A 25,156-nucleotide genomic window follows, 5' to 3' on the forward strand; every position below is an offset into this window, starting at 1 on the left:
CATGGCTCTAGTTACCAGCGGTAATGTGCGAAGGCCTTGTTGGACTCTGCCATCTTGTGGGTATCTTCGCGACGCTTGACAGCGGCACCAAGACCGTTGGAGGCATCCAGAACTTCGTTGCGCAGGCGCTCGGTCATGGTCTTCTCGCGGCGAGCCTTCGAGTAACCAACCAACCAGCGAAGAGCAAGTGCGGTCTGACGACCCGGCTTGACTTCAACCGGAACCTGGTAGGTGGCGCCACCAACACGGCGGGACTTGACCTCAAGGCTCGGCTTGATGTTCTCCATGGCCTTCTTCAAGGCAACAACGGGATCAGCACCGGTCTTCTCACGAACACCTTCGAGTGCGCCGTAAACGATGCGCTCTGCGGTGGACTTCTTGCCGTCTACCAGAACCTTGTTGATCAGCTGTGTGACCAAAGGGGAACCGTATACGGGATCTACTACTAGCGGCCGCTTCGGGGCCGGACCCTTGCGAGGCATATTACTTCTTCTCCATCTTTGCACCGTAGCGGCTGCGAGCCTGCTTGCGGTTCTTAACGCCCTGGGTATCCAATGCGCCACGGACAATCTTGTAACGAACACCGGGAAGGTCCTTGACTCGGCCTCCACGGACGAGCACGATGGAGTGCTCCTGGAGGTTGTGACCTACACCGGGGATGTAAGCAGTAACTTCCACGCCGCCGTTGAGGCGCACGCGTGCAACCTTACGCAGAGCCGAGTTCGGCTTCTTCGGGGTGGTGGTGTAAACGCGCGTGCAAACGCCGCGACGCATGGGGCTGCCCTTAAGTGCGGGAGCCTTGGTCTTTGTGACCTTGGGTGTCCGGCCCTTTCGGACCAGCTGGTTAATCGTAGGCACTTTCGTGTTCTCCGTTGTTTTCTCGAGTGGATTCTCGTGTTGCTTGCCCCGCCGGCCACATGAAACAGCCGCTGGGAAAAACCTTTTACTGGTAGTCGCAGGCTTGGCGACTTCACAGCGCCTAGGCATGCAAAAATGTGGCATTCGCTGTACAAGAACCGTACAACCCGGACCCGTACCCACTTTCCTTCACCTGGGTGAAGGAAGCGGATACTCTTATCCACTGCCACACTAACAATTACTCATTAGATTACCACGGGTTGGCCCATGACCTGAAATCAGCTGCCTGCGACTCCTTGACACGCGGCACGGGGAGGCGCAATGTTCTAATTACCCCACGACTCCGGAATCCGCCCCCGGCGGACGACGGAGCCCCTCATGCGGGGCGGATCGCTGTTGAGATGCGGTGTGCCATGGCTGATACAGATCTAGTTCTTGAGGGCGGCGGAGTCAAGGGCTCCAGCCTTGTCGGTGCCGTGACGGCCTTGGCCGGTCACAGCGACCCCTACACTTTCCACCGCATTGCAGGCACGTCCGCGGGCGCCATCGTGGCCGCCTTTCTGGCTTCGGGCATGTCACCAGCACAGGTGAAGAACGTCATGGACTCGCTGGATTTTGCCCAGTTTGAGGACAGGCATGGTTTTCTGGAGCGCATTCCCGGCCTTGGCCCGGTGTCCGGTCTGCTCCTGCACGAGGGCCTGTTCTTTGGCGGCTTCATGCACGACTGGATTGCCGAAACATTAGCTGCCCAGGGCGTCCACACCTGGGCGGACCTGAAGGATGACGACCCGGAGAGCTCTCTCCCGCCGGAACAGCGCTACCGGCTGGTGGTGATAGTTTCGGACGTTTCACGCGGCCTCATGCTACGCCTGCCTTGGGACTACAAGTCACTCCTTGGTGTCGACCCGGACACTGTTCCGGTAGCGGATGCCGTCAGGGCTTCAGCCTCCATCCCGTTCTTCTTCCGCCCCTGGAAGATGCACACCGACCCGGCCGCGACCGGCCACGACCACATCGTCTGTGCCGACGGCGGACTGTTGTCCAACTTCCCCATGTCCATCTTTGACCGCACAGACGGCAAGCCTTCGCGCTGGCCAACCATTGGTGTCAAGCTTTCAGGCCAGACCACCATTCGTACAGCGGACTGGAGCGCCGCAAACAGCAACGTGACGCTGGCCAAGTCACTGCTTGGCACCATGATGAGCGCCCATGACAACGCATACGTGAACAACCCGCAGGCCACATCACGCACCATCTTCGTGAACACCTCCCCCTACCAGGCCACCGACTTCCACCTCACCCCCGAGGACAAGACCACGATGTTCGGGCGCGGGATGACCAGCGGTGAAAAGTTCCTGACCACCTGGGACTGGGACAAGTGGAAGGGCGGGGACTATTCCTTTGGTCAGTGAGCACGTTGTTAAAGCGCGATGGCGGTGAGTCACCCTTTCAGGTGACTCACCGCCAATTCGTTGCTTGGGCCCACGCGCCCGGAACATACCGAACCGATGGCCCCACAGCTCCGAGGACCCCGGCTTTTTGATCGCTAGCGATCAAAAAGCCGGGAGGAGCTGGGGATTAGCCGGAGAAGTTGGTGCCCAGATCGTAGTCATCCAAGGGGATGGCACGGAACTCTGCGCCCAAGTCTCCAACGCCGCCCACGTAGTCAAAGTCGCTGAATGCGCTCGGACCGGTGAACAGGTTGGCCTTGGCTTCTTCCGTGGGTTCCACCGTGACGTTGGTGTAGCGCGGAAGACCAGTGCCGGCCGGGATCAGCTTACCGATGATCACGTTTTCCTTCAGACCCAGCAGCGGGTCAGACTTGCCTTCCATGGCCGCCTGCGTCAGAACGCGGGTGGTTTCCTGGAAGGAAGCGGCGGAGAGCCATGACTCGGTGGCCAAGGAGGCCTTGGTGATACCCATGAGCTCGTTACGGCCTGAAGCCGGCTTCTTGCCCTCGGACACGACGCGACGGTTTTCCGTCTCGAAGCGGCCGCGCTCGGCGAGCTCGCCGGGCAGCAGGTTGGAATCGCCGGATTCGATGACCGTCACGCGACGGAGCATCTGGCGGACAATAACCTCGACGTGCTTGTCGTGGATACCCACACCCTGGCTGCGGTAAACGCCCTGAACTTCCTCAACGAGGTGCTTCTGAGCGGCACGCGGGCCGAGGATACGAAGAACCTGCTTGGGATCAACAGCACCCACAATCAGCTTCTGACCAACTTCAACGTGCTCGCCGTCGGCAACCGTCAGACGTGCACGTCGCAGGACCGGGTAAGCGATCTCTTCGGTGCCGTCGTCCGGTGTCAGGATCAAACGCATGGTCTTTTCGGACTCATCAATGTTGATGCGGCCGGCAGCTTCTGCGATCGGAGCGACACCCTTGGGGGTACGTGCTTCGAAGAGCTCCTGGATACGGGGCAGACCCTGGGTGATGTCCTCGCCACGGCTGGCGGAAACAGCACCACCGGTGTGGAAGGTACGCATGGTCAGCTGGGTACCGGGCTCACCAATGGACTGTGCGGCGATAATACCGACGGCCTCACCGATGTCAACGGTCTTGCCCGTGGCCAGTGAACGGCCGTAGCAGAGTGCACACGTTCCAACGGTTGACTCACAGGTGAGTACCGAGCGGACCTTGATCTCTTCAATGCCTGCTGCGAACAGCTTGGCAATGAGGACATCTCCGACGTCGTCTCCGGCCTCGGCCAGGACGGTGCCTGAGGAGTCCACTACCTCGGCAGCCAAGGTACGGGCGTAAACGCTGTTCTCGACTTCCTCGTGCAGAACGAACTCGCCATTGGAGTCGACCACTGCGATCGGCAGGGTCAAACCGCGCTCGGTACCACAGTCGTCTTCGCGAACGATGACATCCTGTGAAACGTCAACCAGTCGACGCGTCAAGTAACCGGAGTTGGCCGTACGCAAAGCAGTATCGGCCAGACCCTTACGGGCACCGTGAGTAGCAATGAAGTACTCCAAAACCGACAGGCCCTCACGGTAGGAGGACTTGATCGGGCGCGGAATAATTTCACCCTTCGGGTTAGCCACCAAGCCACGGATACCGGCAATCTGGCGAACCTGCATCCAGTTACCACGGGCACCGGAGGAAACCATGCGGTTGATCGTGTTGGATGCGGCGAAGGACGCACGCATGACATCAGCGATCTCGTTGGTTGCCTGGTTCCAGATGTCGATGAGCTCCTGGCGGCGCTCGTCGTCGGCGATCAGACCCTTGTCGTACTGGGCCTGGACCTTTGCAGCCTTGACTTCGTAGCCTTCGAGGATGGCCGGCTTGGCCGTAGGCACCTCAATGTCGGAGATGGCAACGGTGATTCCTGAACGGGTTGCCCAGTAGAAACCGGCATCCTTGAGGTTATCCAGTGTCGCTGCAACGACAACCTTGGGGTACCGCTCGGCGAGGTCATTGACGATCTCTGAGAGCTGGCCCTTGTCGGCAACTGCTTCAACCCACGGGTAGTCCGCAGGCAGGGTCTCGTTGAAGATGACCTGTCCCAGGGAGGTGTCGATGATGGCGGAACCGCCAGCTTCGAAGCCTTCCGGGCCCTTGCGCTCGGCACCGGGGATGAAGTTGTCCAGACGGATCTTGACCTGTGAGTTCAAGTGCAACTCATTGGCGTCGAAGGCCATGACGGCTTCGGCAGCGGTGGAGAACATACGGCCTTCGCCGGCAGAACCCTCACGCTTGGTGGTCAAGTGGTACAGACCGATGATCATATCCTGCGACGGCAGGGTAACCGGGCGGCCGTCGGAAGGCTTCAAGATGTTGTTCGAGGACAACATCAGGATGCGTGCTTCAGCCTGGGCCTCGGGGCTCAGCGGCAGGTGGACTGCCATCTGGTCGCCGTCGAAGTCTGCGTTGAAGGCGCCACAAACCAGCGGGTGAAGCTGGATTGCTTTGCCTTCAACAAGCTGGGGTTCGAACGCCTGGATACCCAAACGGTGCAGGGTTGGTGCACGGTTCAGCAATACCGGGTGCTCGGTGATGATCTCTTCGAGAACATCCCAGACCTGGGGACGGAAACGCTCGACCATGCGCTTGGCGCTCTTGATGTTTTGTGCGTGGTTGAGGTCAACCAGGCGCTTCATCACGAACGGCTTGAAGAGCTCCAGGGCCATCTGCTTGGGCAGACCACACTGGTGCAGTTTCAGCTGCGGGCCAACAACAATGACCGAACGGCCCGAGTAGTCAACGCGCTTGCCGAGGAGGTTCTGACGGAATCGACCCTGCTTGCCCTTGAGCATGTCAGAGAGCGACTTCAACGGACGGTTGCCCGGACCCGTGACGGGACGGCCACGACGACCGTTGTCGAACAGTGAGTCAACAGCTTCCTGAAGCATGCGCTTCTCGTTGTTGACGATGATCTCCGGAGCACCCAGATCAAGCAGGCGCTTGAGGCGGTTGTTGCGGTTGATCACACGACGGTACAGGTCATTCAGGTCCGAGGTGGCGAAACGGCCACCGTCGAGCTGAACCATGGGGCGCAGTTCCGGCGGGATCACCGGGACGGCATCCAGAACCATGCCAAGCGGGCTGTTGTTGGTCGTCAGGAATGCATTGACAACCTTCAGGCGCTTGAGGGCACGGGTCTTGCGCTGGCCCTTGCCGTTGGCAATGATGTCGCGCAGGATCTCGGCTTCACCGGGCATGTCGAAGGTCTCAAGACGGCTCTTGATGGCTTCGGCACCCATGGAACCTTCGAAGAACATGCCGTACCGGTCACGCAGTTCGCGGTACAGGGCCTCGTCACCTTCGAGGTCGGCAACCTTCAGGCCCTTGAAACGGTCCCAAACCTGCTCGAGGCGGTCGATGTCGGCGTCCGCGCGCTTGCGCACGTTGGCCATCTGACGGTCCGCGGAGTCGCGGGCCTTCTTCTTATCGGCAGCCTTGGCGCCTTCACCTTCAAGGCGGGCAAGCTCGCCCTCAAGGTCGCGGGCGATCGTGGCGATGTCGCTGTCACGGGTGTCGACCATCTGCTTGCGTTCCAGGTCATGCTCGATCTGGAGGTTCGGCAGTTCGGCGTGACGTGCTTCGTCGTCAACGCTGGTGATCATGTAGGCAGCGAAGTAAATGACCTTTTCGAGGTCCTTCGGTGCAAGGTCCAGCAGGTAGCCCAAGCGCGAGGGGACGCCCTTGAAGTACCAGATGTGGGTGACGGGTGCTGCAAGCTCAATGTGACCCATGCGCTCACGGCGTACCTTTGCGCGGGTGACTTCTACGCCACAACGCTCACAAATGATGCCCTTGAAACGCACGCGCTTGTACTTGCCGCAGTAGCATTCCCAGTCGCGGGACGGGCCAAAGATCTTCTCACAGAAAAGACCGTCTTTTTCCGGCTTGAGCGTGCGGTAGTTAATGGTTTCCGGCTTCTTGACTTCGCCGTGGCTCCAGTCGCGAATATCTTGCGCGGTGGCCAGGCCAATCTGCATACTGCCGAAGGAGGATTCGCTGGACATATGGGTCCTGTTCTCTCTAATTCTCTAAAGTCTGAATGTCTAGGCGGGGTACGGGAGGAAGTGAAGGTTCGACGGCGATGGGCTGGCCACCGCCGTCGTCCTCCTAAACTTCTTCGACAGAGTTAGGCTCGGCCCGTGACAGGTCGATGCCCAGCTCCTCCGCGGCCCGGAAGACTTCTTCATCCGAGTCACGCATCTCAATCGTGGCACCATCGGAAGAAAGGACTTCCACGTTCAGGCACAGCGACTGCATTTCCTTGATCAGAACCTTGAAGGATTCCGGGATGCCCGGCTCCGGGATGTTCTCGCCCTTGACGATGGCTTCGTAGACCTTCACGCGGCCATGGATGTCATCGGACTTGATCGTCAGCAGTTCCTGCAGAGTGTAGGCAGCGCCGTACGCCTCAAGTGCCCAAACTTCCATTTCACCAAAGCGCTGGCCACCGAACTGGGCCTTACCGCCCAAGGGCTGCTGGGTGATCATGGAGTACGGACCGGTGGAGCGGGCGTGAATCTTGTCGTCCACCAGGTGGTGGAGCTTCAGGATGTACATGTAGCCCACGGATACCGGGTCCGGGAACGGCTCGCCGGAGCGGCCGTCGAACAGACGCGTCTTACCGGATGAGTCGATCAGGCGTTCGCCGTCACGGGTCACGTTGGTGGAGTCCAGCAGGCCTGTGATTTCAGTATCACGGGCACCGTCGAATACCGGGGTGGCAACCTTGGTCTGGCCGGTCTCGCGAGGCAGGTTCGGCAGGTTCTTGATCCAGTCAGGCTCGCCTTCAACCTTCCAACCGGTCTTGGCAACCCAACCGAGGTGAATTTCCAGGACCTGGCCAACGTTCATTCGACCCGGAACACCCAAGGGGTTCAAGACGATGTCAACGGGGGTGCCGTCTGCAAGGAAGGGCATGTCCTCGATCGGGAGGATCTTGGAGATAACACCCTTATTGCCGTGACGGCCTGCAAGTTTGTCACCATCGGTGATCTTGCGCTTGTTGGCAACGTACACGCGAACCAGCTGGTTCACGCCGGGAGGCAGGTCGTCCTCGGAGTCACGGTCAAAGACGCGCACGCCGATGACGGTACCGGACTCGCCGTGGGGAACCTTCAGGGAGGTGTCGCGAACTTCGCGGCTCTTCTCACCGAAGATGGCGCGCAGCAGACGCTCTTCCGGGGTCAGCTCGGTTTCACCCTTGGGGGTGACCTTGCCTACCAGGATGTCGCCGGCTTCAACTTCAGCACCGATGTGGATGATGCCGCGCTCGTCGAGACCGGCAAGGATTTCCTCGGAAACGTTCGGGATGTCCCGGGTGATTTCCTCGGCACCAAGCTTGGTGTCGCGTGCATCGATTTCATGCTCTTCGATGTGGATGGAGGAGAGGACATCTTCGGCAACAATGCGCTGCGAAAGGATGATGGCATCCTCGTAGTTGTGGCCTTCCCATGACATGAATGCCACGAGGAGGTTCTTGCCCAAGGCAAGCTCGCCCATGTCCGTTGCCGGACCGTCGGCGATGATGCCGCCAACTTCCAGGCGCTGGCCTTCGGAAGCCAGGACGCGCTGGTTGTAAGCCGTTCCCTGGTTGGAGCGCTGGTACTTGGCGATCGGGTAGTTGGTCTCCGTGCCGTCGTCGTTCAACATGACGACGACGTCTGCGGAAACTTCCGAGACCACACCGGCCTTCTTGGCGATGACAACGTCACCGGCGTCAACAGCGGTGGCGCGCTCCATGCCGGTACCCACGAACGGGGCCTCGGACTGGACCAGCGGCACAGCCTGACGCTGCATGTTCGCACCCATGAGGGCGCGGTTGGCGTCATCGTGCTCGAGGAACGGAATCAGTGCGGTAGCCACAGACACCATCTGGCGCGGGGAAACGTCCATGTACTCGACCTCGTTGGCCGGGATCAACACGGGTTCGCCGCCACCACCGCGCTGGCGAACCAGAACGGACTCTTCAACGAAGTGGCTGTCGTCATCGAGAGGCGCGTTGGCCTGGGCGATGACTACATCCATCTCGTCATCAGCTGTCAGGTAGTCAACTTCGTCGGAAACGAAGCCTTCCTTGACACGACGGTACGGTGTCTCAATGAAACCGAACGGGTTGATGCGTCCGTAGGATGCCAATGAACCAATCAGACCAATGTTCGGGCCTTCAGGGGTTTCAATGGGGCACATACGGCCGTAGTGGGACGGGTGAACGTCTCGAACTTCCATGCCTGCGCGGTCACGGGACAAACCGCCCGGGCCCAGCGCGGACAGGCGACGCTTGTGCGTCAGGCCAGCCAGCGGGTTGTTCTGATCCATGAACTGTGACAGCTGGGAGGTTCCGAAGAACTCCTTGATGGCTGCAACAACGGGACGGATGTTGATCAGGGTCTGCGGCGTGATCGCTTCGACGTCCTGGGTGGTCATACGCTCGCGGACAACGCGCTCCATGCGGGAAAGGCCCGTGCGGACCTGGTTCTCGATGAGCTCGCCAACGGCGCGGATACGACGGTTGCCGAAGTGGTCGATGTCATCGACATCAACGCGCAAGTCAACCTCGGCGCCATCACGCTGGCCCTTGGTGGTCTTGTTTCCGGCGTGCAAGGCAACAAGGTACTTGATCATGGCGACGATGTCGTCAACGCTCAGCACGGAGGCCTCGGGGTCGCTCAACGGCAGGTCAATGCCCAGCTTGCGGTTGATCTTGTAACGGCCAACCTTGGCCAGATCGTAGCGCTTGGGGTTGAAGTACAGGTTATGCAACAGCGCGTCGGCGGCGTCAACCGTCGGCGGCTCGCCCGGGCGCAGCTTGCGGTAGATATCAAGCAACGCGTCTTCGCGACCCGTGGTGGCATCCTTTTCCAAGGTGGCACGGATGGAGTCGAACTCGCCGAACTCCTCCAGGATCTGGCCTTCGGTCCAACCCAAGGCCTTCAGCAGTACGGTGACCGACTGCTTGCGCTTGCGGTCAAGACGAACGCCAACCTGGTCGCGCTTGTCAATCTCCAGCTCGAACCATGCACCACGTGAGGGGATGATCTTTGCGGTGAAGATTTCCTTGTCACTGGTCTTGTCCGCCGTGCGCTCGAAGTAAGCACCGGGGGAACGAACCAGCTGCGACACAACGACACGCTCTGTGCCGTTGATGACGAAGGTACCCTTGTTGGTCATGAGCGGGAAATCACCCATGAAGACAGTCTGCTGCTTGATTTCACCGGTCAAGTTGTTCATGAACTCGGCCTTGACGTACAGCGGCGCGGCGTACGTGGCGTCGCGGTCCTTGCACTCGTCAACGGTGAACTTGGGATCAGAGAATTCCGGCTCCGTGAAGGACAAGGACATGGTGCCCTGGAAGTCTTCAATCGGGGAGATCTCTTCGAAGATGTCGGATAGGCCCGAGGTGACGGCCACACTGTCATCGCCGGCGTCCACGGCCGTCTGCATGCGGTCCTGCCAGCGCTCGTTGCCGACGAGCCAGTCAAAGCTCTCGGTCTGGAGTGCAAGCAGATTCGGCACGTCAAGCGGCTCATGAATCTTTGCGAATGAGAGGCGACTCTTTGCACCGTCGGTGCTGTTTGAATCGATAGCGGTTGCAGCGTTATTTACATTAGAGGTGCTCGAGGCGACCAAGAGGGATCCTTCCACAGACCTGCAGGCTTGTTCTTACGAACCCTCACCCGATTCACTCCTGGTCATCAAACCCGGACGAACGCTGGCCAAGCAGCTTCGGAAAGTGCTTCACAGTGCAGCTTGGCTGCCCTGTTTTGCATGCTGTCCGCAGCTCTTGACCGAAACAAAGCCCACCGCTATATGAAGGCTGAAGGTTAAGAGGGATACGCAAAGATCTACATTACAGGGTTTTATGGCCGCGTGTCTACCCCAGGAACCAGGAAACTGCAAGTATTGATGTTGGATCACCCCTGTGGCCGCAGGATTACGGGGAATTTTTGCCACTATCGTTCGCGTCACACCTGTCAAATCTTCCCTGCGGCAGGGTCCTGGGAAATTTCCCGGAGGTCCAAGCTGTTAGATTCTATGCAGGACGGTACAGCTCAATGAGGATCTGTACGGCACGCGATTTCAAGGAGTGCGGAAGCCATGGCGGCACAGGCAAATGATGTTGTAATTCTCGCGGGTGCGCGCACCCCCCAGGGGCGGCTGAATGGTCAATTGGCGCCGTTTACCGCCGTCGAGCTTGGGTCACGGGCCATTGCAGCAGCCGTGGAACGCTCCGGCATTGCCGCAGCCGACGTCGACTACGTGATCATGGGCCAGGTCCTTCAGGCAGGGGCGGGGCAGAACCCGGCACGACAGAGTGCCGTCGGCGCCGGAATCGGCTGGAACGTCCCCGCCGTGACCATCAACAAGGTCTGCCTGTCCGGGCTGACGGCCGTGATCGACGCCGCACGCATGATCCGGGCCGGCGAGGCCACAGTGGTTGTTGCCGGCGGCCAGGAGTCAATGACACGGGCCCCGCACATTCTTCCCGGATCCCGGCAGGGCTGGACCTACGGTGCGATCCAGGCGCTCGACGTCGCAGCGCATGACGGGCTGACTGACGCCTTCGACGACGACTCAATGGGACTCTCCACCGAGCGCGGCAACATTCGCCTGAACCTCTCCCGCACTGCGCAGGACGAGGTCGCGGCAGCCTCACACCAGCGCGCGGCTGCGGCAGCGGACGCAGGTATTTTCGCGGACGAAATCGTGCCCGTGACTGTCCCCCAGCGCAAGGGTGAGCCCGTCATGCTCACCGCCGACGAGGGTGTCCGCCCCGCCACCACAGTGGAGACGCTTGCCAGCCTGCGCCCAGCCTTCACGGCCGACGGCGCCATCACGGCAGGTAACTCCTCCCCCCTCTCCGACGGTGCCAGCGCCGTCGTCGTGGCCTCACGCTCCTACGCCGAGGAGCACGGCCTGCCATGGCTCGCCGTCGTCGGCTCCCCCGGGCAGGTTGCCGGCCCCGACAACTCCCTGCACTCACAGCCATCAAATGCCATTTTCCGGGCACTGAAGACCGCCGGCTGGGAGGTTGGCGACCTGGACTTCATCGAGATCAACGAGGCCTTCGGCTCCGTCGCTGTCCAGTCCCTGCGCGATCTGGGCGTACCCCTGGAGAAGTGCAACATCCACGGCGGGGCCATTGCCCTCGGCCACCCCATCGGGGCATCGGGTGCCCGCCTGGCCTTGCACGCCGCCATGGAACTTGGCCGGCGGGGCTCCGGCAAGGCCGCAGTTTCCCTGTGCGGCGGTGGCGGCCAGGGCGAAGCACTCCTGCTGTACCGGGACGCCGAGTGAGCGCCGAGGCCGCCCTGACCGGGCATGGCCGTGTCGCGGCGGATGCTGCGGCCCGCGGCCTTGTCGTGGAGATTTTTCCCCGTCCGGCCGCAAACTCACTCACCGAAGCCGCGTCCCTCATGGGGATCGAGCCTTCCAACATTGTGAAGTCTCTGGTGGTCAAACGCAGCGACGGAACATTCCTCTTCGCGCTGGTGCCCGGCGGTAGGTCCATCTCCTGGCCCAAGCTGCGCGCGGTGGTGGGTGTGAACAAACTGCAAATGCCCCCTGCCGACGTGGCCCTTGGGGCAACCGGCTACGAACGTGGCACCATCACTCCCCTGGGAAGCACGACGGCGTGGCCCGTCTACGTTGACGACGGCATCCGGGGGCGCAGGGTTGCCATGGGCGCCGGTGAACACGGCTACAGCATGTTCGTCGAGGCCGATGCCCTCATCGAAGCGTTCGGCGCGATCGTTGCGGACATTTCAGTCCCCGAATAGCCTCCGAGCGCTCCTGGTCCGCCACGTCGCCCGGTAGGTTTCACCGTCACCATGGGTTCAAGACGGCGAAACGGTCATCCGCTGGTGAAATATCAACAGCGGATGACCGTTTCGCAGTCATGGAGCGGGTGGGGAGCAAAGAAGCCCCGCACCAAACGGTGCGGGGCTTCTTTAAGAAACGCGGGGTGATTACTTGAGGGTAACCGTGGCGCCGGCAGCTTCAAGAGCTTCCTTGGCCTTCTCGGCAGCTTCCTTCGTTGCACCTTCGAGAACAGCCTTGGGAGCCGAGTCAACGACCTCCTTGGCTTCCTTCAGACCCAAGGAAGTGATCGCGCGGACTTCCTTGATAACAGCGATCTTCTTGTCGCCAGCTGCTTCGAGGATAACGTCGAATTCGGTCTGCTCTTCAGCTTCTTCGGCTGCGCCACCGGCAGGACCGGCAACTGCAACAGCAGCAGCGGTTACTTCGAAGGTCTCTTCGAAGAGCTTAACGAACTCGGAGAGCTCGATGATGGTCAGTTCCTTGAAAGCTGCAATCAGCTCGTCGTTGGTGAGCTTAGCCATGGTAGGCGCTCCTTCTGTTTCTTGCCCACAAGGGGCTAATCCATAAACCTAGGTCCTGATGAAACTAGGGAAAAACTACTACTGATGACCGGCACAGCGGCGGTGTGCCCACGAAGGACACAACACGCTTACGCTTCGGTGGTCTCAGCTTCTGCGGCGGGAGCTTCTTCAGCAACCGGAGCTTCTTCAGCTGCCGGTGCTTCCTCAGCGGCCGGAGCCTCTTCGGCGGGTGCACCTTCGGCCAGCTTCAAACGCAGGGCTTCGAGGGTGCGCGCAACGGCGGCCATCGGAGCCTTGAGGATGCCTGCAACCTTGGCCAGCTGCAGTTCGCGAGATTCCAGGGCTGCCAGGGCGGCGACCTCAGAAGCATCGAGAGCCTTGCCTTCGAAGATACCGGTCTTGATGACCAGCTGCTTGTTGGCCTTTGCAAAATCAGTGAGGCTCTTTGCCGCAGCAACAGCGTCGCCCTTGATGAAAGCAATTGCGGTGGGGCCGGACAGCTGACCGTCGAAAGCGTCAACACCAGCTTCCTTTGCCGCAATGGCCGTCAGGGTGTTCTTTACAACCGAGAACTTGGTGTCCTGGCCGAGAGAAACGCGCAGCTCCTTGAGCTGAGCAACGGTGAGCCCACGGTATTCGGTTAGGACTGCTGCAGTTGAATCATTGAAATCCTTTGCGATTTCTGCAACCGCAGCCACCTTTGTCGGCGTTGCCATAACACTCCTTCCGGGAATTAGTGCCAGTCTTTCCGGTCCCGCCCCCAGCCAGCAAGCTGGCAACAGGCAAATAAAAACGCCCCGCACAGATGTACGGGGCGTTTTTCGCAGCGGATCCATGGGAGTTATCCCGGTTCAACACTGCTCATAAGCTTTGTGCACCTGCGCTGGTCGTCCATATCAGGACTTTTCGGATGAAAACCGGCCCGGTTCCAGCACAAGAAGGTACATGATGCACTTGATGGCTGGGGGTGGTTGACATCGACCGACGGTCTTTGGTTCTTATAGATTACAGGAGGCACCGTGCTGATTCCAAATCGGCGCCTCGCGCCACCGGCCACGACTTTCCTTAGACGGCGTTGAAGTCCTTGCGCCATTGCCCCGTCATGCCGGCACTGACATAGCCCAATTCGGCGTTGACCGAGAGCATGTAGGAATTTTCGGGCGCGTTCCAGGTGTAGACGGTCCGGGCCTGGGGGAACTCCCGCACGAGCTGGTCCATGTTGGACACCTTGATGAGCAGCCCCACGTCCTTGCCCTTGTGAGAGAGTTCCACCACCGTATCGTCCTGAAAGGCCACGTCGCTGCGGTGGCCCAGAATGGAGATGGAGGTGAACGCGACAAGGGCGCCCGTTTCAAGGCATTCGGCGGCACTGACCATCGAATGCCGTCCGGTGAGCACCGACAGTTCCTCTGCCTCTCGCAGCCTCGCCACATCCCATGGTTCCTGCGCTACTCCGTCGGGGCCCAGGCTCTGTTCCAGGCGGGCGATGTCCTGGGCCCATTCCTCGGGGCAACTGTCCACCCACTGGTGTATGGCGTAGCCGGAATTGTGCGTCCGTGCTGCCTTGGCTGCCAGCTCCTCAGTGAGCCCGGCCCGCACCGGCAACGCACACGCGCTGAACTGCTCCACCTGTTCAAGGTCGTAGCCGGCGCTGAAGGCAAACCGGGCCTCCCTGCTGCTCATCGGCAGGACTCCGCTGCCGTGGGTGGCAGGGATCGGATCGCCGGTGCCCTCCTCAAGTGTTGCCGCCGGGTGGTTTGTCTCGACCATTACAATCTGCCGGTTTTCTCCCCTGACAAAAGTTTCCGCGGCTTCAAGGAGCTTACGGCCAAGCCCCATGCCCTCGGCGGTAGGCAGCACGTCAAGGGTGACGTGGGCCAGCTCTGTGTTGTCGTCAAGGGGCAGGGCTATGCCAGCCCGCCCAACAATTGCGCCTCCCTTGCGCGCAACCAACACCACATACCACTCGTAGGGGTCGTGGCACTGGTCGAACAGTTCCTCCGCGGTGTAGGCCAGTTCGTCGTTGCCCCACGTATGCCTGCGCACCAGGCGGGACACCTCCACGGCCTCCAGGAAGTCTGCTGCAAGGTCACCGTCCAATGAATCGGGAATCCGCAATTGCTCGATGGTCGTTTCGCTCATGAATTCACTACCCTGTTGTTGACTTTCGTCCGGGCCGCACCATGACATAGTCATGTTCGACTCTTTTCCCCAATTGAAAACTTCTCGTCCCGGCAACGCTGAACCCGTGCTTGCCGTAGAAACGCTGGGCCCGCAGGTTTTCGCTGTTGACGCCAAGCCACGCCTGCCTGTTGCCGTGCTCGGTAATCCAGCCAAGGCTTGCCTGCATAATGTCCCTGCTGATGCTGCCACCATGGACGTCCGGGTGCGCGTAGCATTTGCTCAGCTCCACCGCATCGGGGTCAGACACCGCCGCCACGTCAGCGTCCGACGGCGGGGAGTCCACCAGCATCGTGTAGGCCAGCAGGTGCCCGGCACCGTCCACTGCAGTCTCTTCAGCAACGAACAGGATGCGGGAGGGATCCGCCAGATATTTGGCAAAGGCCTGCGTGCTGAGGTTCGCGGCCACAAACGCTGAAATCTCCGCTGCCGGGCTGTCCGGCGGACAGGCGAGGGGGAAGGTAACGGCAGCCAATTCCGCCAAGGCAGGGGCGTCGTCGGCCGTGGCCTGCCGGATCGTTGCTTCCATGCCTGCACTCCCCCTGTTGTGATTAGCTGTGGACTTCTACCAGCTTACAAATAAAGAAGGGACCGTGGTGGCGAAACGCCACCACGGTCCCTTCTTTATAAACTTGAAGGCTAGCCTTCCATGACAACCTTGGTTGCCGCAGGGTCAACAGCGATACCCGGGCCGAACGTCGTGGAGACGGTGGCCTTCTGCAGGTAACGGCCCTTGGAAGCTGACGGCTTCAAACGAAGCACCTCTTCCAGGGCAGCTGCGTAGTTCTCAGCCAGCTTGACGGCGTCGAAGGACACCTTGCCGATGATGAAGTGAAGGTTGGAGTGCTTGTCGACGCGGAAGTCGATCTTTCCACCCTTGATGTCGTTAACAGCCTTGGCAACATCGTTCGTTACCGTACCGGTCTTCGGGTTCGGCATGAGGTTACGGGGACCAAGAACCTTACCCAAACGACCAACCTTACCCATGAGGTCAGGTGTGGCAACGGCTGCGTCGAAGTCGGTCCAGCCGCCCTGGATCTTTTCGATCAGGTCGTCGGTGCCAACGAATTCGGCGCCGGCTGCGATAGCAGCCTCGGCACGCTCACCGGTTGCGAAAACCAGGACGCGGGCAGTCTTACCGGTACCGTGGGGCAGGTTGACCGTGCCACGGATCATCTGGTCAGCCTTGCGAGGGTCTACACCCAAGCGGAAGGCAACCTCAACGGTGGCGTCGAACTTGGACGGGTTGGTGTCCTTGGCGAGCTTGATAGCTTCGAACGGTGCGTAGACATTGTCTGCATCGATCTTGGCTACGGCTGCCTCATATGCTTTACTGCGCTTTGCCATGCTGCGTTTCTCCTTGTGCAGTTGTGGTCGTTAGGACCGCGCGGGCCCTGCCACTACGTACGTCGCCAGCCACACGAGGTGGGCTGTTCGGCGTCGTTCTTAATGATTGTTTGTGCCCAAATGGGCGTAAAGCGAAAGTCGAAAGACTTAGGCCTCGACGGTGATACCCATGGAACGGGCGGTACCGGCGATGGTCTTCTCAGCAGCTTCGATGGTGGTTGCGTTGAGGTCAACCATCTTCTGGGTTGCGATCTCGGTAACCTGAGCCTTGGTCAGCTGGGCAACCTTGACGGTGTGCGGGGTACCTGAACCCTTGGCAACCCCTGCTGCCTTCTTGATGAGCTCTGCAGCCGGCGGGGTCTTGGTGATGAACGTGAAGGAACGGTCTTCGTAAACCGTGATTTCCACGGGGATGACGTTTCCGCGCTGGGATTCAGTTGCAGCGTTGTACGCCTTGCAGAATTCCATGATGTTGACGCCGTGCTGACCAAGCGCGGGACCGATCGGAGGTGCCGGGTTAGCGGCGCCTGCCTGGATCTGCAGCTTGATAAGGCCGGTGACCTTTTTCTTGGGAGCCAATGTAGGGTCCTTCTCTCAATATCTTTCCGTAGAACGACGGAGCGCGTCCTAAGTGGGTGGCCGAATGGCGTCCGGCCGAACGTTTCGCGGAGAAATAAGCACTTTCCCGCGGAACGAAATTTGGGGCAACTAGATCTTGGTGACCTGGTTGAATGCGAGGGTGACGGGGGTTTCACGCTCGAAGATGGAAACCAGCACAACGAGCTGCTGCGCTTCGGGCTTGATCTCGGAGATCGACGCGGACAGCCCCTCGAACGGACCGTCCTTGACGATGACTGCCTCGCCGACTTCAAAGTCGATCTCGGCGTCGCTGGGATCGTGACGCAGCGGAACGCCGGTCTCTTCAGCCTGCTGCTCCTCGAAGATCGGGGCGAGCATGGAGAAGACTTCATCCAAACGCAGCGGGACAGGGTTGTGGGCGTTGCCAACAAATCCTGTAACACCGGGGGTGTGGCGGACAACGCCCCAGGAGGCGTCTGTCAGGTCCATGCGGACGAGAACATAGCCGGGAATGCGGACGCGGTTGACAACCTTGCGCTGTGCATTCTTGATCTCCACGACTTCTTCCATGGGGACCTGGACTTCGAAGATGTAATCTTCCATGTTCAGCGACAGGCTGCGTGACTCAAGGTTTACCTTGACGCGGTTCTCGTAGCCTGCGTAGGAGTGGATGACGTACCAGTCACCCTCCTGGCGGCGCAGCTTGGCCTTGAATTCTGCGACGTGGTCAACTTCAGGCTCGGCCGGAACTTCGGCGGCATCCTCTGCCACTTCGGTTTCAACGTCGGCGTCGGTTTCAACGTCGGCGTCGTCAGCATCGGTTACAGCGTCGACTTCGTCAGCAACGGCTTCTTCAGCAACGGCATCAAGGTCGGCATTGATGGCAGCATCAGCAACCACAGTGTCCTGGTCCTGCTCACTGTATGTTGCCTCGGGCTCCAGCTCAGACACGAATTTCCTGCTTTCCTTGTGCGTTTCTTAAATGGCTCAAACCGACCCCATGCCGAAATATTCAGCGGGGTCGGCCCAGATGAGCGTTTTACTGCTCGGCGTTGATGTTTCCACCGAAGATCCACAGCACGGCCTTGCCGAAGCCCAGATCCAAGACGGTAACAATACTCATCACGATTACTACGAACACGAGCACAACGGCGGTCATGTTGATCAACTCTTTGCGAGTGGGCGTGACAACCTTCTTCAACTCGCCGATGACCTGGCGAAGGAAAATGGCAATCCGGGCAAAGAATCCGGGCTTGCCGGGCTTTGCTACCTTCTTTGCAGGGCCCTTGGAGCTGCTAGCCGCAGTTTCGGTCACCGGTGCCTCACTCGTCATTTTGTTGGGATACCCGCAAATCTGCGGGCTCTGACCGTACGATGTGCAAAATATTCGCTCAGGCGCCTGGAATTTCCACACGAATAATTCGTGCTTCAAAGCCATTACGCCCATGCGCAGGGCAGACAGGACTCGAACCTGCAACCTGCGGTTTTGGAGACCGCTGCGCTACCAATTGCGCCACTACCCTTTGGAGTTGATCCGCCTGAAACTTGCTCGATTCAGTGGTTCAAAAATCCATTCAGTGCTAATAACCATGAATAACCTACAGTCTCTAAGCCGTGTTTCCAAAACCAGCGTCAAGGCGTGAACCATCATGGTGCTTGAGCACCAGTTACCCATTCTACGCATCCTTGGCGCCGTTCGTCGAACCGGGCACCGGATGCCCCTAAAGTAGTCAGTGACGATGTTTGCATTTTGGGCCTCCCACCGAAGAAAGATTCCTGATGTCTGCCGACTTGACAGCTGACCATGCCTCCGGCCGCCGCGTTTCCGCACGAATCGCCGCCATTGCCGAATCCGCCACCCTGGCCGTTGACGCCAAGGCCAAGGCCTTGAAGGCGGCCGGCCGGCCCGTCATTGGCTTTGGTGCCGGTGAACCCGACTTTCCCACCCCGGATTACATTGTTGAGGCAGCCATCGCTGCTGCCCGCCAGCCCAAGTACCACAGGTACTCCCCGGCCGCCGGGCTCCCGGAGCTGCGCAGCGCCATCGCCGATAAGACGCTGCGGGACTCCGGTTACGCCGTCGACCCCGCCCAGGTGCTGGTGACTAACGGCGGCAAGCAGGCTGTCTACGAGTCTTTCGCGACCCTGCTGGACCCGGGCGATGAGGTCATCGTGCCCACTCCCTTCTGGACCACGTATCCGGAGGCCATCCGCCTCGCCGGCGGTGTTCCCGTTGAGGTGTTTGCCGGCCCGGAGCAGGGTTACCTTGTCACCGTCGATCAGCTTGAGGCAGCACTGACCCCGCGCACCAAGGTGCTGCTGTTCGTGTCCCCCTCCAACCCGACGGGTGCCGTTTACTCCCCCGAGCAGACGCGTGAAATTGGCCTGTGGGCCGCGTCCAAGGGCCTGTGGGTCATCACGGATGAAATCTATGAGCACCTGACCTACGACGGCGTCCCCTTCACCTCGATTGCCACTGCGGTGCCCGAGCTGGGGGACAAGGTGGTGATCCTGAACGGTGTTGCCAAGACCTACGCCATGACCGGTTGGCGCGTGGGCTGGATGATCGCGCCGCTGGATGTCACCAAGGCCGCCACCAACATGCAGTCCCATGCAACGTCCAACGTGGCCAATGTGTCGCAGATGGCCGCGCTGGCAGCCGTTTCCGGCCCGCTGACCGCCGTGGATGAGATGAAGGTTGCCTTCAACCGCCGCCGCCTAGCCATGGTTTCGGCACTGAACGCCATTGACGGCGTGGAATGCCCCACCCCGCACGGCGCCTTCTACGCCTACGCTGACGTCCGTGGCCTGCTGGGCCGTGACATTGGCGGCATCCGCCCGGCCACATCGGCCGAGCTGGCCGCCCTGGTCCTGGACAAGGCTGAAGTTGCCGTTGTCCCCGGCGAAGCCTTCGGGCCCAGCGGCTACATCCGCCTGTCCTACGCCCTGGGCGACGACGACCTCGCAGTCGGCGTCCACCGGCTGCAGGAAATCCTCGGCTCAGCCAAGGCCTAAGGCACCCTAGGCGCGCGCCGCCGTCGTACCTCACGGCCAGTCTGTGACGCAGTTAGTGCACCAAAAACCCCTCTTTTCGGGGAAATCGATGCACTAACTGCGTCACAGTCGTTTAAAGCAGGCGGCGGTCCACGGCCCAGCGGGTCAGTTCATGGCGCGATGACAGCTGCAATTTGCGCAGCACGGCCGACACATGGGTCTCCACCGTCTTGATCGAAATGAAAAGCGCCTTGGCCACCTCCTTGTAGGAGTAGCCGCGGGCGATCAGGCGCATGACCTCGAGTTCACGGGCCGAAAGCCTGTCCAGCTCGTCCTCCACGGCAACCTCGGCCGTGCCAAAGGCGTCAAGGACAAAGCCGGCCAGCCGCGGCGAGAACACCGCGTCCCCGCTTGCCACCCGCCGGACGGCAGCTGAAATTTCAGCCCCGGAAATTGACTTCGTCACATAACCGCGGGCACCGGATCGGATCACCGAAACCACGTCCTCGGCCGCGTCGGAAACACTCAGTGCCAGGAATTTAGTGCTCCCCAACAGCGCGGCACACCCGGCAATGACCTCACGCCCTCCCTGCCCCCGCCCGCCGGGAAGGTGGACGTCGAGCAGGACCACGTCCGGCTGCTGGGCATTGACGGCCGCGATGGCCTCCTCCACGGTGGCAGCTTCGGCCAAAACCACAATGTCACCGGCCAGGTCGGCCTTGAGACCGGAGCGGAAAATGGCGTGGTCATCGACAATCACAACCCTGATGGGTGTTTCAGACATGGTCATTTCGCTTCCTGGGTGGCTGGGGTTTCGGCGGGCAGGTGGAGCCGCACCTCGGTGCCCTCCGATGAGCTAATGATCTCAGCCGTGCCGCCGTTACGCTGCATGCGTCCGACGACGGACTCCCTGACTCCCAGCCTGTCCGCCGGCACTGCCCCCATGTCAAAGCCGGTGCCGCGGTCCTTCACGAACACGTCAACACCCTTGGGGCCGGCCTCCACATAGACCGAAACGGTGGTGCCGCCATGGCGCACCCCGTTCAGCACTGCTTCACGCACCGCCTGAACCAAGGCAGTGCCGCGTTCGGTCAGTTCGGCGTCGCCTACGGTGACGATCTCCACGGCAAGTCCGCACAAGTCTTCAGCCTCGGCACACACGGCCTTGACCCGTTCCACCAATGCCCCTGAACTGTTGGCGTTGTCCTGGTAGATCCATTCACGCAGCTCCCGTTCCTGAGCGCGGGCCAGGCGGGTCACGTCGGCGGCGGAACCGGCGTTCTTCTGGATCAGCGCCAGGGTTTGCAGGACGGAGTCGTGCAGGTGGGCGGCAATCTCGGCTCGCTCCGTTTCGCGGATGCGCCCGGCCCTTTCACTTTGGAATTCTCGCCAAAACTTCAATGCCCACGGTGCCAGGACAAGTGCCACGCCTGCCAAGACGGCCAGTGAAGCAATCACTGACGTCCACATCAGCGTCCAGGAGCCTGATCCTGCCACGATCACGATGACCCCGGCAATGACAAGGGCAATGCCGCCGCCCAGCCGGGCCAAGGCCATGGGTGTGTCCATCTTGGTGGCGCTGAGCAGGCCGACCCTGCGGGTGTCATCCAATTGAGTCCACGTCAGGACGGCACCTACGGCAATCACCAGCACAGGGATCAAGGTCCCCAGCTGCAGGTTCCAGCCCATTTGCTGTCCAAACATGACGACGGCGGCAATCACGAGCCCGCCGCCAATCAGTATGTCCTTGAACCCGATCGGAAGCTTCCGGCGGTCGGGGTTTCCGCCGGCCTCCGCGGGCTGTTCCATCGAAACGGCCCCCGCGGCGGGACGGAACAGTTTCAGCCGCGGGTTCCCGTCGGCGTCGTCCAAGGTGCTGCCGGCCCCTGCCGCATCGCCGGCCATGGGCACCAGAAGCCACAGCCAGGCGTACAACACCAGGCCCGCGCCAAAGGAAAAGCAGGCAGCAACCATGATGGCGCGCACAACCCCCACCTTGACCCCGAGGTGTTCGGCCAACCCGCCGCAGACCCCGGCGACCATACGATCCCGGGAACGGTACATCTTTGCGCTCATGGTTCAATCCAAGCACGCCAAGCACCCACCCGGAGCCGTTCCCGGGGGCACTTCAGGGTTCTTTCAGGGTCTCCCCCGATGGCAGTGCGGGCCTCCCCCGCGGCAGGATTGAACCATGAACATCCCCCATGACACCCCGGATCAGCCCGGGGGCCCAACACCCGCCCAAGAGACACCCGACGCCCAAACGTGGCAGTCAGGTCCCGCAGGTCCCGCAGGTCCCGCAGGTCCCGCAGGTCCAGAACAGCCTGCCTCCGCAGGGTTCTTCCAGTGGCTGCGCAGCCTTGGCGTTCGGCGCGGAAGCAGCCGGTGGGTGGGCGGTGTATGCAGCGGCCTGGCCAACAAGTGGGGCATTGACCCTGTGATTGTGCGCGGGCTCGCCGTTGTCCTCACACTCTTTTTCGGTGTGGGCCTGCTGGCCTACGGACTCGCATGGGCGCTGCTGCCTGAACCCGACGGCCGCATCCACGTCCAGGAGGTCGCCCGCGGGCGCTGGACCGCGGGCATGACGGGTGCCGGCATAGTGACCCTCCTGGGATTTGCCGGCCCCGGCCAGGGTTTCCTCTTTGGTGGCAAGGACGGGTGGTTCCCCTGGGCCGTGTTCTGGATTGGTGGGACAGCCGCTGTCATCTACTGGGCCGTGACCCGCAAGAAGGACCAGGCCCCGGGCACCGCCACCGGCTGGCAGCATCCGAACCAGGGCAACCAGATGGGCCAAGGCCCCCGGCCGGATCAGGGTGCGCAGTCCCGCCAAGGCACCCAGTATGACGCGGCAAGTCAGCACTTCGCACCCAACCCGCAGATGTACGTCAAGGTCCGGCCGGTGAAGCGCACGCCGAGGCTCGGTGCCGCCGCCAGCCTGCTCGTGCTGGGCCTTGCAGTTATCGTCGGCGCCACGGTACTCATCCTGAACGCCGCCAGCATCATCGACCTCAACGGCTACCAGACAGGCTTTGCCACAGCCGCAGCCGCCATCACTGCCGGGATCGGCATAGTGGTCGCGGGCATCCGGGGCCGGAGCGCCGGCGGGCTCGGAACCTTCGCCATTATCATGTTGGTTCTCGTCGGCCTGCTGAGCCTGCCGCCGCAGACAGGACCGTTCACCGGATTCAGCTCGGTGAGCTGGACTCCCAATTCGGGTACGTCCGCGGCGACCGGGCGAACAGTGCTGATGGGCAACGCAACGTTTGACCTGACCCAGTTCGACGGCGGACCCTCCTTGCGTGCCGACGTCCAGGTCCCGCTCACAGCCGTCGCCGCCAGCATCACCATCAAGGTTCCTGACAACATTCCTGTCACGGTCAAAAGCGAACTTGCCGCCGCGTCATTGACGGTTAACGGCAAGAACCACGGCGGCGCGCTCGCCCAGGAGGCGACCACCGAGATCAACCCGTCCGCCACAGGGCATGGAATTGTCATCACCGTGCAGGGCGTCGCGAGCAGCATCGACGTCCAAACCGTGACCGGGAAGTGACCGGCATGGTCCCCACCACACCCACGGCTGGAAGCGACGAAACAAAGGGCCCGGCCACCGCAAACGCTACGGAGCACACCATGAAAATCAACGAATCAGACACCCCGCAAGCCGCCCACGGCAAGCAGTCCAGCCCCGCGGTTCAGCCGGCCACCCACCCGGCGAGGGTCGGCACCGTGGTGTGGGGCGCCGTCGTGGTTGTCATGGGAATCCTTGTCATTGGTGTCAGGCAGAGCGGGCTCTCCCTCGACGCCGGCCAGACGGCCATGTGGCTGCTGCTGGGCGCGGGGGTCGCCATGGTTGCCGGCGGCGCCATCAACATCCTGCGAAAGAAGCAGCCGTAGCGGCCCGTCCACGGTTCGCCATGAAGTTGCCGGGATCACATGAGCGTCTAGAATGATTTGAGAGGAGCTCAATGGTGCGCTCGAAACACCCCATTGACCCCATCCCTTGAAGGACTTAATACTCATGAAGATTGGAATTCTCACCAGCGGCGGAGACTGCCCCGGGCTGAATGCTGTAATCCGTGGAATCGTGCTCAAGGGCATCAAGAGTTACGGCCACGAATTTGTCGGCTTCAGGGACGGCTGGCGCGGCGTGGTTGAGGGAGATGTCATGGACCTCCCCCGCCAGATGGTCCGCGGCATCTCCAAGCAAGGCGGCACCATTCTGGGAACCTCCCGCACCAACCCCTTTGAGGGCAACGGCGGCCCCGAAGTCATCAAGGCCCACATGCAACGCCTCGGCATTGACGCACTTATCGCCATTGGCGGCGAAGGCACCCTCGCAGCCGCACGCCGCCTCACGGATGCAGGCCTGAAAATTGTTGGCGTGCCCAAGACCGTGGACAACGACCTTGACGCCACCGACTACACTTTTGGTTTCGACACGGCCGTGCAAATCGCCACCGAGGCCATCGACCGCCTCCGCACCACCGGCGAATCGCACCACCGCTGCATGATCGCGGAGGTCATGGGCCGCCACGTCGGCTGGATCGCCCTCCATGCAGGCATGGCAACCGGTGCCCACGCCGTATTGATCCCGGAACAGACAACCAGCATGGACCAGATCGTTGAATGGGTAAAGGAAGCCCATGACCGCGGCCGCGCACCGTTGGTGGTTGTTGCCGAAGGATTCGTCCCTGACACCCACGAATCGGCACACTCCGAGCGCGGCCTGGACACGTTCGGCCGCCCCCGCCTCGGTGGCATCAGCGAGCAGCTCGCACCGGAAATTGAAGCCCGTACTGGCATCGAAACCCGTGCGACCATCCTCGGCCACATCCAGCGCGGCGGCGTCCCCTCCAGCTTTGACCGTGTGTTGGCCACCCGTTTGGGCATGGCCGCCGTCGACTCTGTTGTTGAGGAACGCTGGGGCACCATGGTGGCTCTGAAGGGGACAGAGATTGAGCATGTGCCTTTCGAAGCCGCCCTGGGGAACCTGAAGACCGTTCCGCAGCACCGTTACGACGAGGCCGCGATCCTGTTCGGGTAGCAGACACTTGACCTTCGACGCCCCATGGCTTTTTCACAAAGCCGTGGGGCGTTTTTGTATAACTTATTCCGTTGCGGTGGATCCGGGCTGCGGCTTCAGACAAAAGAGGCCCTCGCCGGGGCGATGAGGCGGTGGGTGTTGATGCCGATCGGTGTACATGTGATTAGGGAGAGGAAGATTGCTCGGCTTGGCAGAAGTTCGTGCCAGCCCGGGAAAACGACGTCCTTCGACCCGACCTCGGACGGACAAGGAAAACGCCTGACACACAACCGGGCGCGGCGCCGAACAGGGGCCGGCAACCACCTGTGGATACGAAAAAACGCCCCACAGCTTTCC

The 25,156-nt window shown here is 61.1% G+C and carries 21 protein-coding genes and 1 tRNA gene; 7 read left to right on the forward strand and 15 right to left on the reverse strand.

The features are described from left to right. Positions 1-11 precede the first annotated feature (11 nt). The gene (gene rpsG, locus AAGW05_RS05705; protein ID WP_038464713.1) at positions 12-482 is read right to left on the reverse strand and encodes a 30S ribosomal protein S7; all 471 of its coding nucleotides are present in this window, start codon (positions 480-482) and stop codon (positions 12-14) included. 1 nt (position 483) lies between these two features. Continuing rightward, positions 484-858, reverse strand: a complete 375-nt coding sequence (gene rpsL / locus AAGW05_RS05710) for a 30S ribosomal protein S12 (RefSeq protein ID WP_038464715.1) — start codon at positions 856-858, stop codon at positions 484-486. A 413-nt stretch (positions 859-1,271) separates the two neighbouring features. On the opposite strand from rpsL, the gene AAGW05_RS05715 reads away from it, so the two are divergent. Further along, a complete protein-coding gene (locus AAGW05_RS05715; protein ID WP_411803521.1) occupies positions 1,272-2,270 on the forward strand; it encodes a patatin-like phospholipase family protein in 999 nt (332 codons plus the stop codon). Between the two features lie 166 nt (positions 2,271-2,436). Here the strand turns inward: AAGW05_RS05715 and AAGW05_RS05720 are convergent, their stop codons facing one another. Together AAGW05_RS05720 and rpoB are read right to left on the reverse strand one after the other, a co-directional pair. Further along, positions 2,437-6,339: a DNA-directed RNA polymerase subunit beta' gene (locus tag AAGW05_RS05720; RefSeq protein WP_411803522.1), complete on the reverse strand. Its 3,903-nt coding sequence runs from the start codon at positions 6,337-6,339 to the stop codon at positions 2,437-2,439. A 103-nt stretch (positions 6,340-6,442) separates the two neighbouring features. Next, positions 6,443-9,961, reverse strand: a complete 3,519-nt coding sequence (rpoB, locus tag AAGW05_RS05725) for a DNA-directed RNA polymerase subunit beta (protein ID WP_411803523.1) — start codon at positions 9,959-9,961, stop codon at positions 6,443-6,445. Between the two features lie 468 nt (positions 9,962-10,429). Between rpoB and AAGW05_RS05730 the strand changes: the two genes are divergently transcribed. Next, positions 10,430-11,629: an acetyl-CoA C-acetyltransferase gene (locus AAGW05_RS05730; protein ID WP_411803524.1), complete on the forward strand. Its 1,200-nt coding sequence runs from the start codon at positions 10,430-10,432 to the stop codon at positions 11,627-11,629. Beyond that, positions 11,626-12,111: an aminoacyl-tRNA deacylase gene (locus tag AAGW05_RS05735; protein ID WP_411803525.1), complete on the forward strand. Its 486-nt coding sequence runs from the start codon at positions 11,626-11,628 to the stop codon at positions 12,109-12,111. Before AAGW05_RS05730 ends, AAGW05_RS05735 begins: the two co-directional genes overlap by 4 nt. A 189-nt stretch (positions 12,112-12,300) precedes the next feature. On the opposite strand, the gene rplL is transcribed toward AAGW05_RS05735, so the two are convergent. The 9 genes from rplL to AAGW05_RS05780 form a co-directional block, all read right to left on the reverse strand. Then, positions 12,301-12,675 (reverse strand): 50S ribosomal protein L7/L12, encoded by a 375-nt coding sequence (gene rplL / locus AAGW05_RS05740; protein ID WP_411803526.1) that lies wholly within the window; start codon positions 12,673-12,675, stop codon positions 12,301-12,303. Between the two features lie 128 nt (positions 12,676-12,803). Then, a complete protein-coding gene (rplJ, locus tag AAGW05_RS05745) occupies positions 12,804-13,391 on the reverse strand; it encodes a 50S ribosomal protein L10 (RefSeq protein WP_411803527.1) in 588 nt (195 codons plus the stop codon). A 349-nt stretch (positions 13,392-13,740) separates the two neighbouring features. Then, positions 13,741-14,817: a GNAT family N-acetyltransferase gene (locus AAGW05_RS05750; RefSeq protein ID WP_411803528.1), complete on the reverse strand. Its 1,077-nt coding sequence runs from the start codon at positions 14,815-14,817 to the stop codon at positions 13,741-13,743. 7 nt (positions 14,818-14,824) lie between these two features. Then, entirely contained in the window at positions 14,825-15,385 is a 561-nt protein-coding gene (locus AAGW05_RS05755; protein WP_411803529.1) for an N-acetyltransferase family protein, read from the reverse strand. A gap of 110 nt (positions 15,386-15,495) precedes the next feature. Beyond that, positions 15,496-16,203: a 50S ribosomal protein L1 gene (rplA, locus tag AAGW05_RS05760; RefSeq protein WP_411803530.1), complete on the reverse strand. Its 708-nt coding sequence runs from the start codon at positions 16,201-16,203 to the stop codon at positions 15,496-15,498. 147 nt (positions 16,204-16,350) lie between these two features. Further along, on the reverse strand, positions 16,351-16,782 hold the full coding sequence (gene rplK, locus AAGW05_RS05765) for a 50S ribosomal protein L11 (RefSeq protein ID WP_411803532.1): 432 nt from the start codon (positions 16,780-16,782) through the stop codon (positions 16,351-16,353). Positions 16,783-16,911: 129 nt separating this feature from the next. Beyond that, entirely contained in the window at positions 16,912-17,733 is an 822-nt protein-coding gene (gene nusG, locus AAGW05_RS05770; RefSeq protein WP_411803533.1) for a transcription termination/antitermination protein NusG, read from the reverse strand. A gap of 88 nt (positions 17,734-17,821) precedes the next feature. Continuing rightward, positions 17,822-18,115: a preprotein translocase subunit SecE gene (gene secE / locus AAGW05_RS05775; protein ID WP_411803534.1), complete on the reverse strand. Its 294-nt coding sequence runs from the start codon at positions 18,113-18,115 to the stop codon at positions 17,822-17,824. A gap of 117 nt (positions 18,116-18,232) precedes the next feature. Next, a tRNA-Trp gene (locus tag AAGW05_RS05780) sits at positions 18,233-18,305 on the reverse strand. Positions 18,306-18,561: 256 nt separating this feature from the next. Here AAGW05_RS05780 and AAGW05_RS05785 point away from each other — a divergent pair. Next, the gene (locus AAGW05_RS05785) at positions 18,562-19,797 is read left to right on the forward strand and encodes a pyridoxal phosphate-dependent aminotransferase (protein ID WP_411803535.1); all 1,236 of its coding nucleotides are present in this window, start codon (positions 18,562-18,564) and stop codon (positions 19,795-19,797) included. Positions 19,798-19,909: 112 nt separating this feature from the next. Here AAGW05_RS05785 and AAGW05_RS05790 read toward each other — a convergent pair whose 3' ends face one another. Further along, the gene (locus AAGW05_RS05790) at positions 19,910-20,560 is read right to left on the reverse strand and encodes a LuxR C-terminal-related transcriptional regulator (protein WP_411803536.1); all 651 of its coding nucleotides are present in this window, start codon (positions 20,558-20,560) and stop codon (positions 19,910-19,912) included. 2 nt (positions 20,561-20,562) lie between these two features. Further along, entirely contained in the window at positions 20,563-21,852 is a 1,290-nt protein-coding gene (locus AAGW05_RS05795) for a PspC domain-containing protein (protein ID WP_411803537.1), read from the reverse strand. A 115-nt stretch (positions 21,853-21,967) separates the two neighbouring features. Here AAGW05_RS05795 and AAGW05_RS05800 point away from each other — a divergent pair, with 115 nt between their 5' ends. The 3 genes from AAGW05_RS05800 to AAGW05_RS05810 all read left to right on the forward strand — a co-directional run bounded on the left by AAGW05_RS05800 (position 21,968) and on the right by AAGW05_RS05810 (position 24,820). Further along, positions 21,968-23,326, forward strand: coding sequence for a PspC domain-containing protein (locus tag AAGW05_RS05800; RefSeq protein WP_411803538.1), 1,359 nt, complete (start codon positions 21,968-21,970; stop codon positions 23,324-23,326). 80 nt (positions 23,327-23,406) lie between these two features. Next, positions 23,407-23,670 carry a hypothetical protein gene (locus AAGW05_RS05805; protein ID WP_411803539.1) on the forward strand — a complete coding sequence of 88 codons (264 nt, stop codon included), beginning with the start codon at positions 23,407-23,409 and terminating at the stop codon, positions 23,668-23,670. Between the two features lie 124 nt (positions 23,671-23,794). Next, positions 23,795-24,820 (forward strand): 6-phosphofructokinase, encoded by a 1,026-nt coding sequence (locus AAGW05_RS05810; protein WP_411803540.1) that lies wholly within the window; start codon positions 23,795-23,797, stop codon positions 24,818-24,820. Positions 24,821-25,156: the final 336 nt, after the last annotated feature.

The organism is Arthrobacter sp. LAPM80 (assembly GCF_046736435.1).
Taxonomy (GTDB): Bacteria; Actinomycetota; Actinomycetes; order Actinomycetales; family Micrococcaceae; genus Specibacter.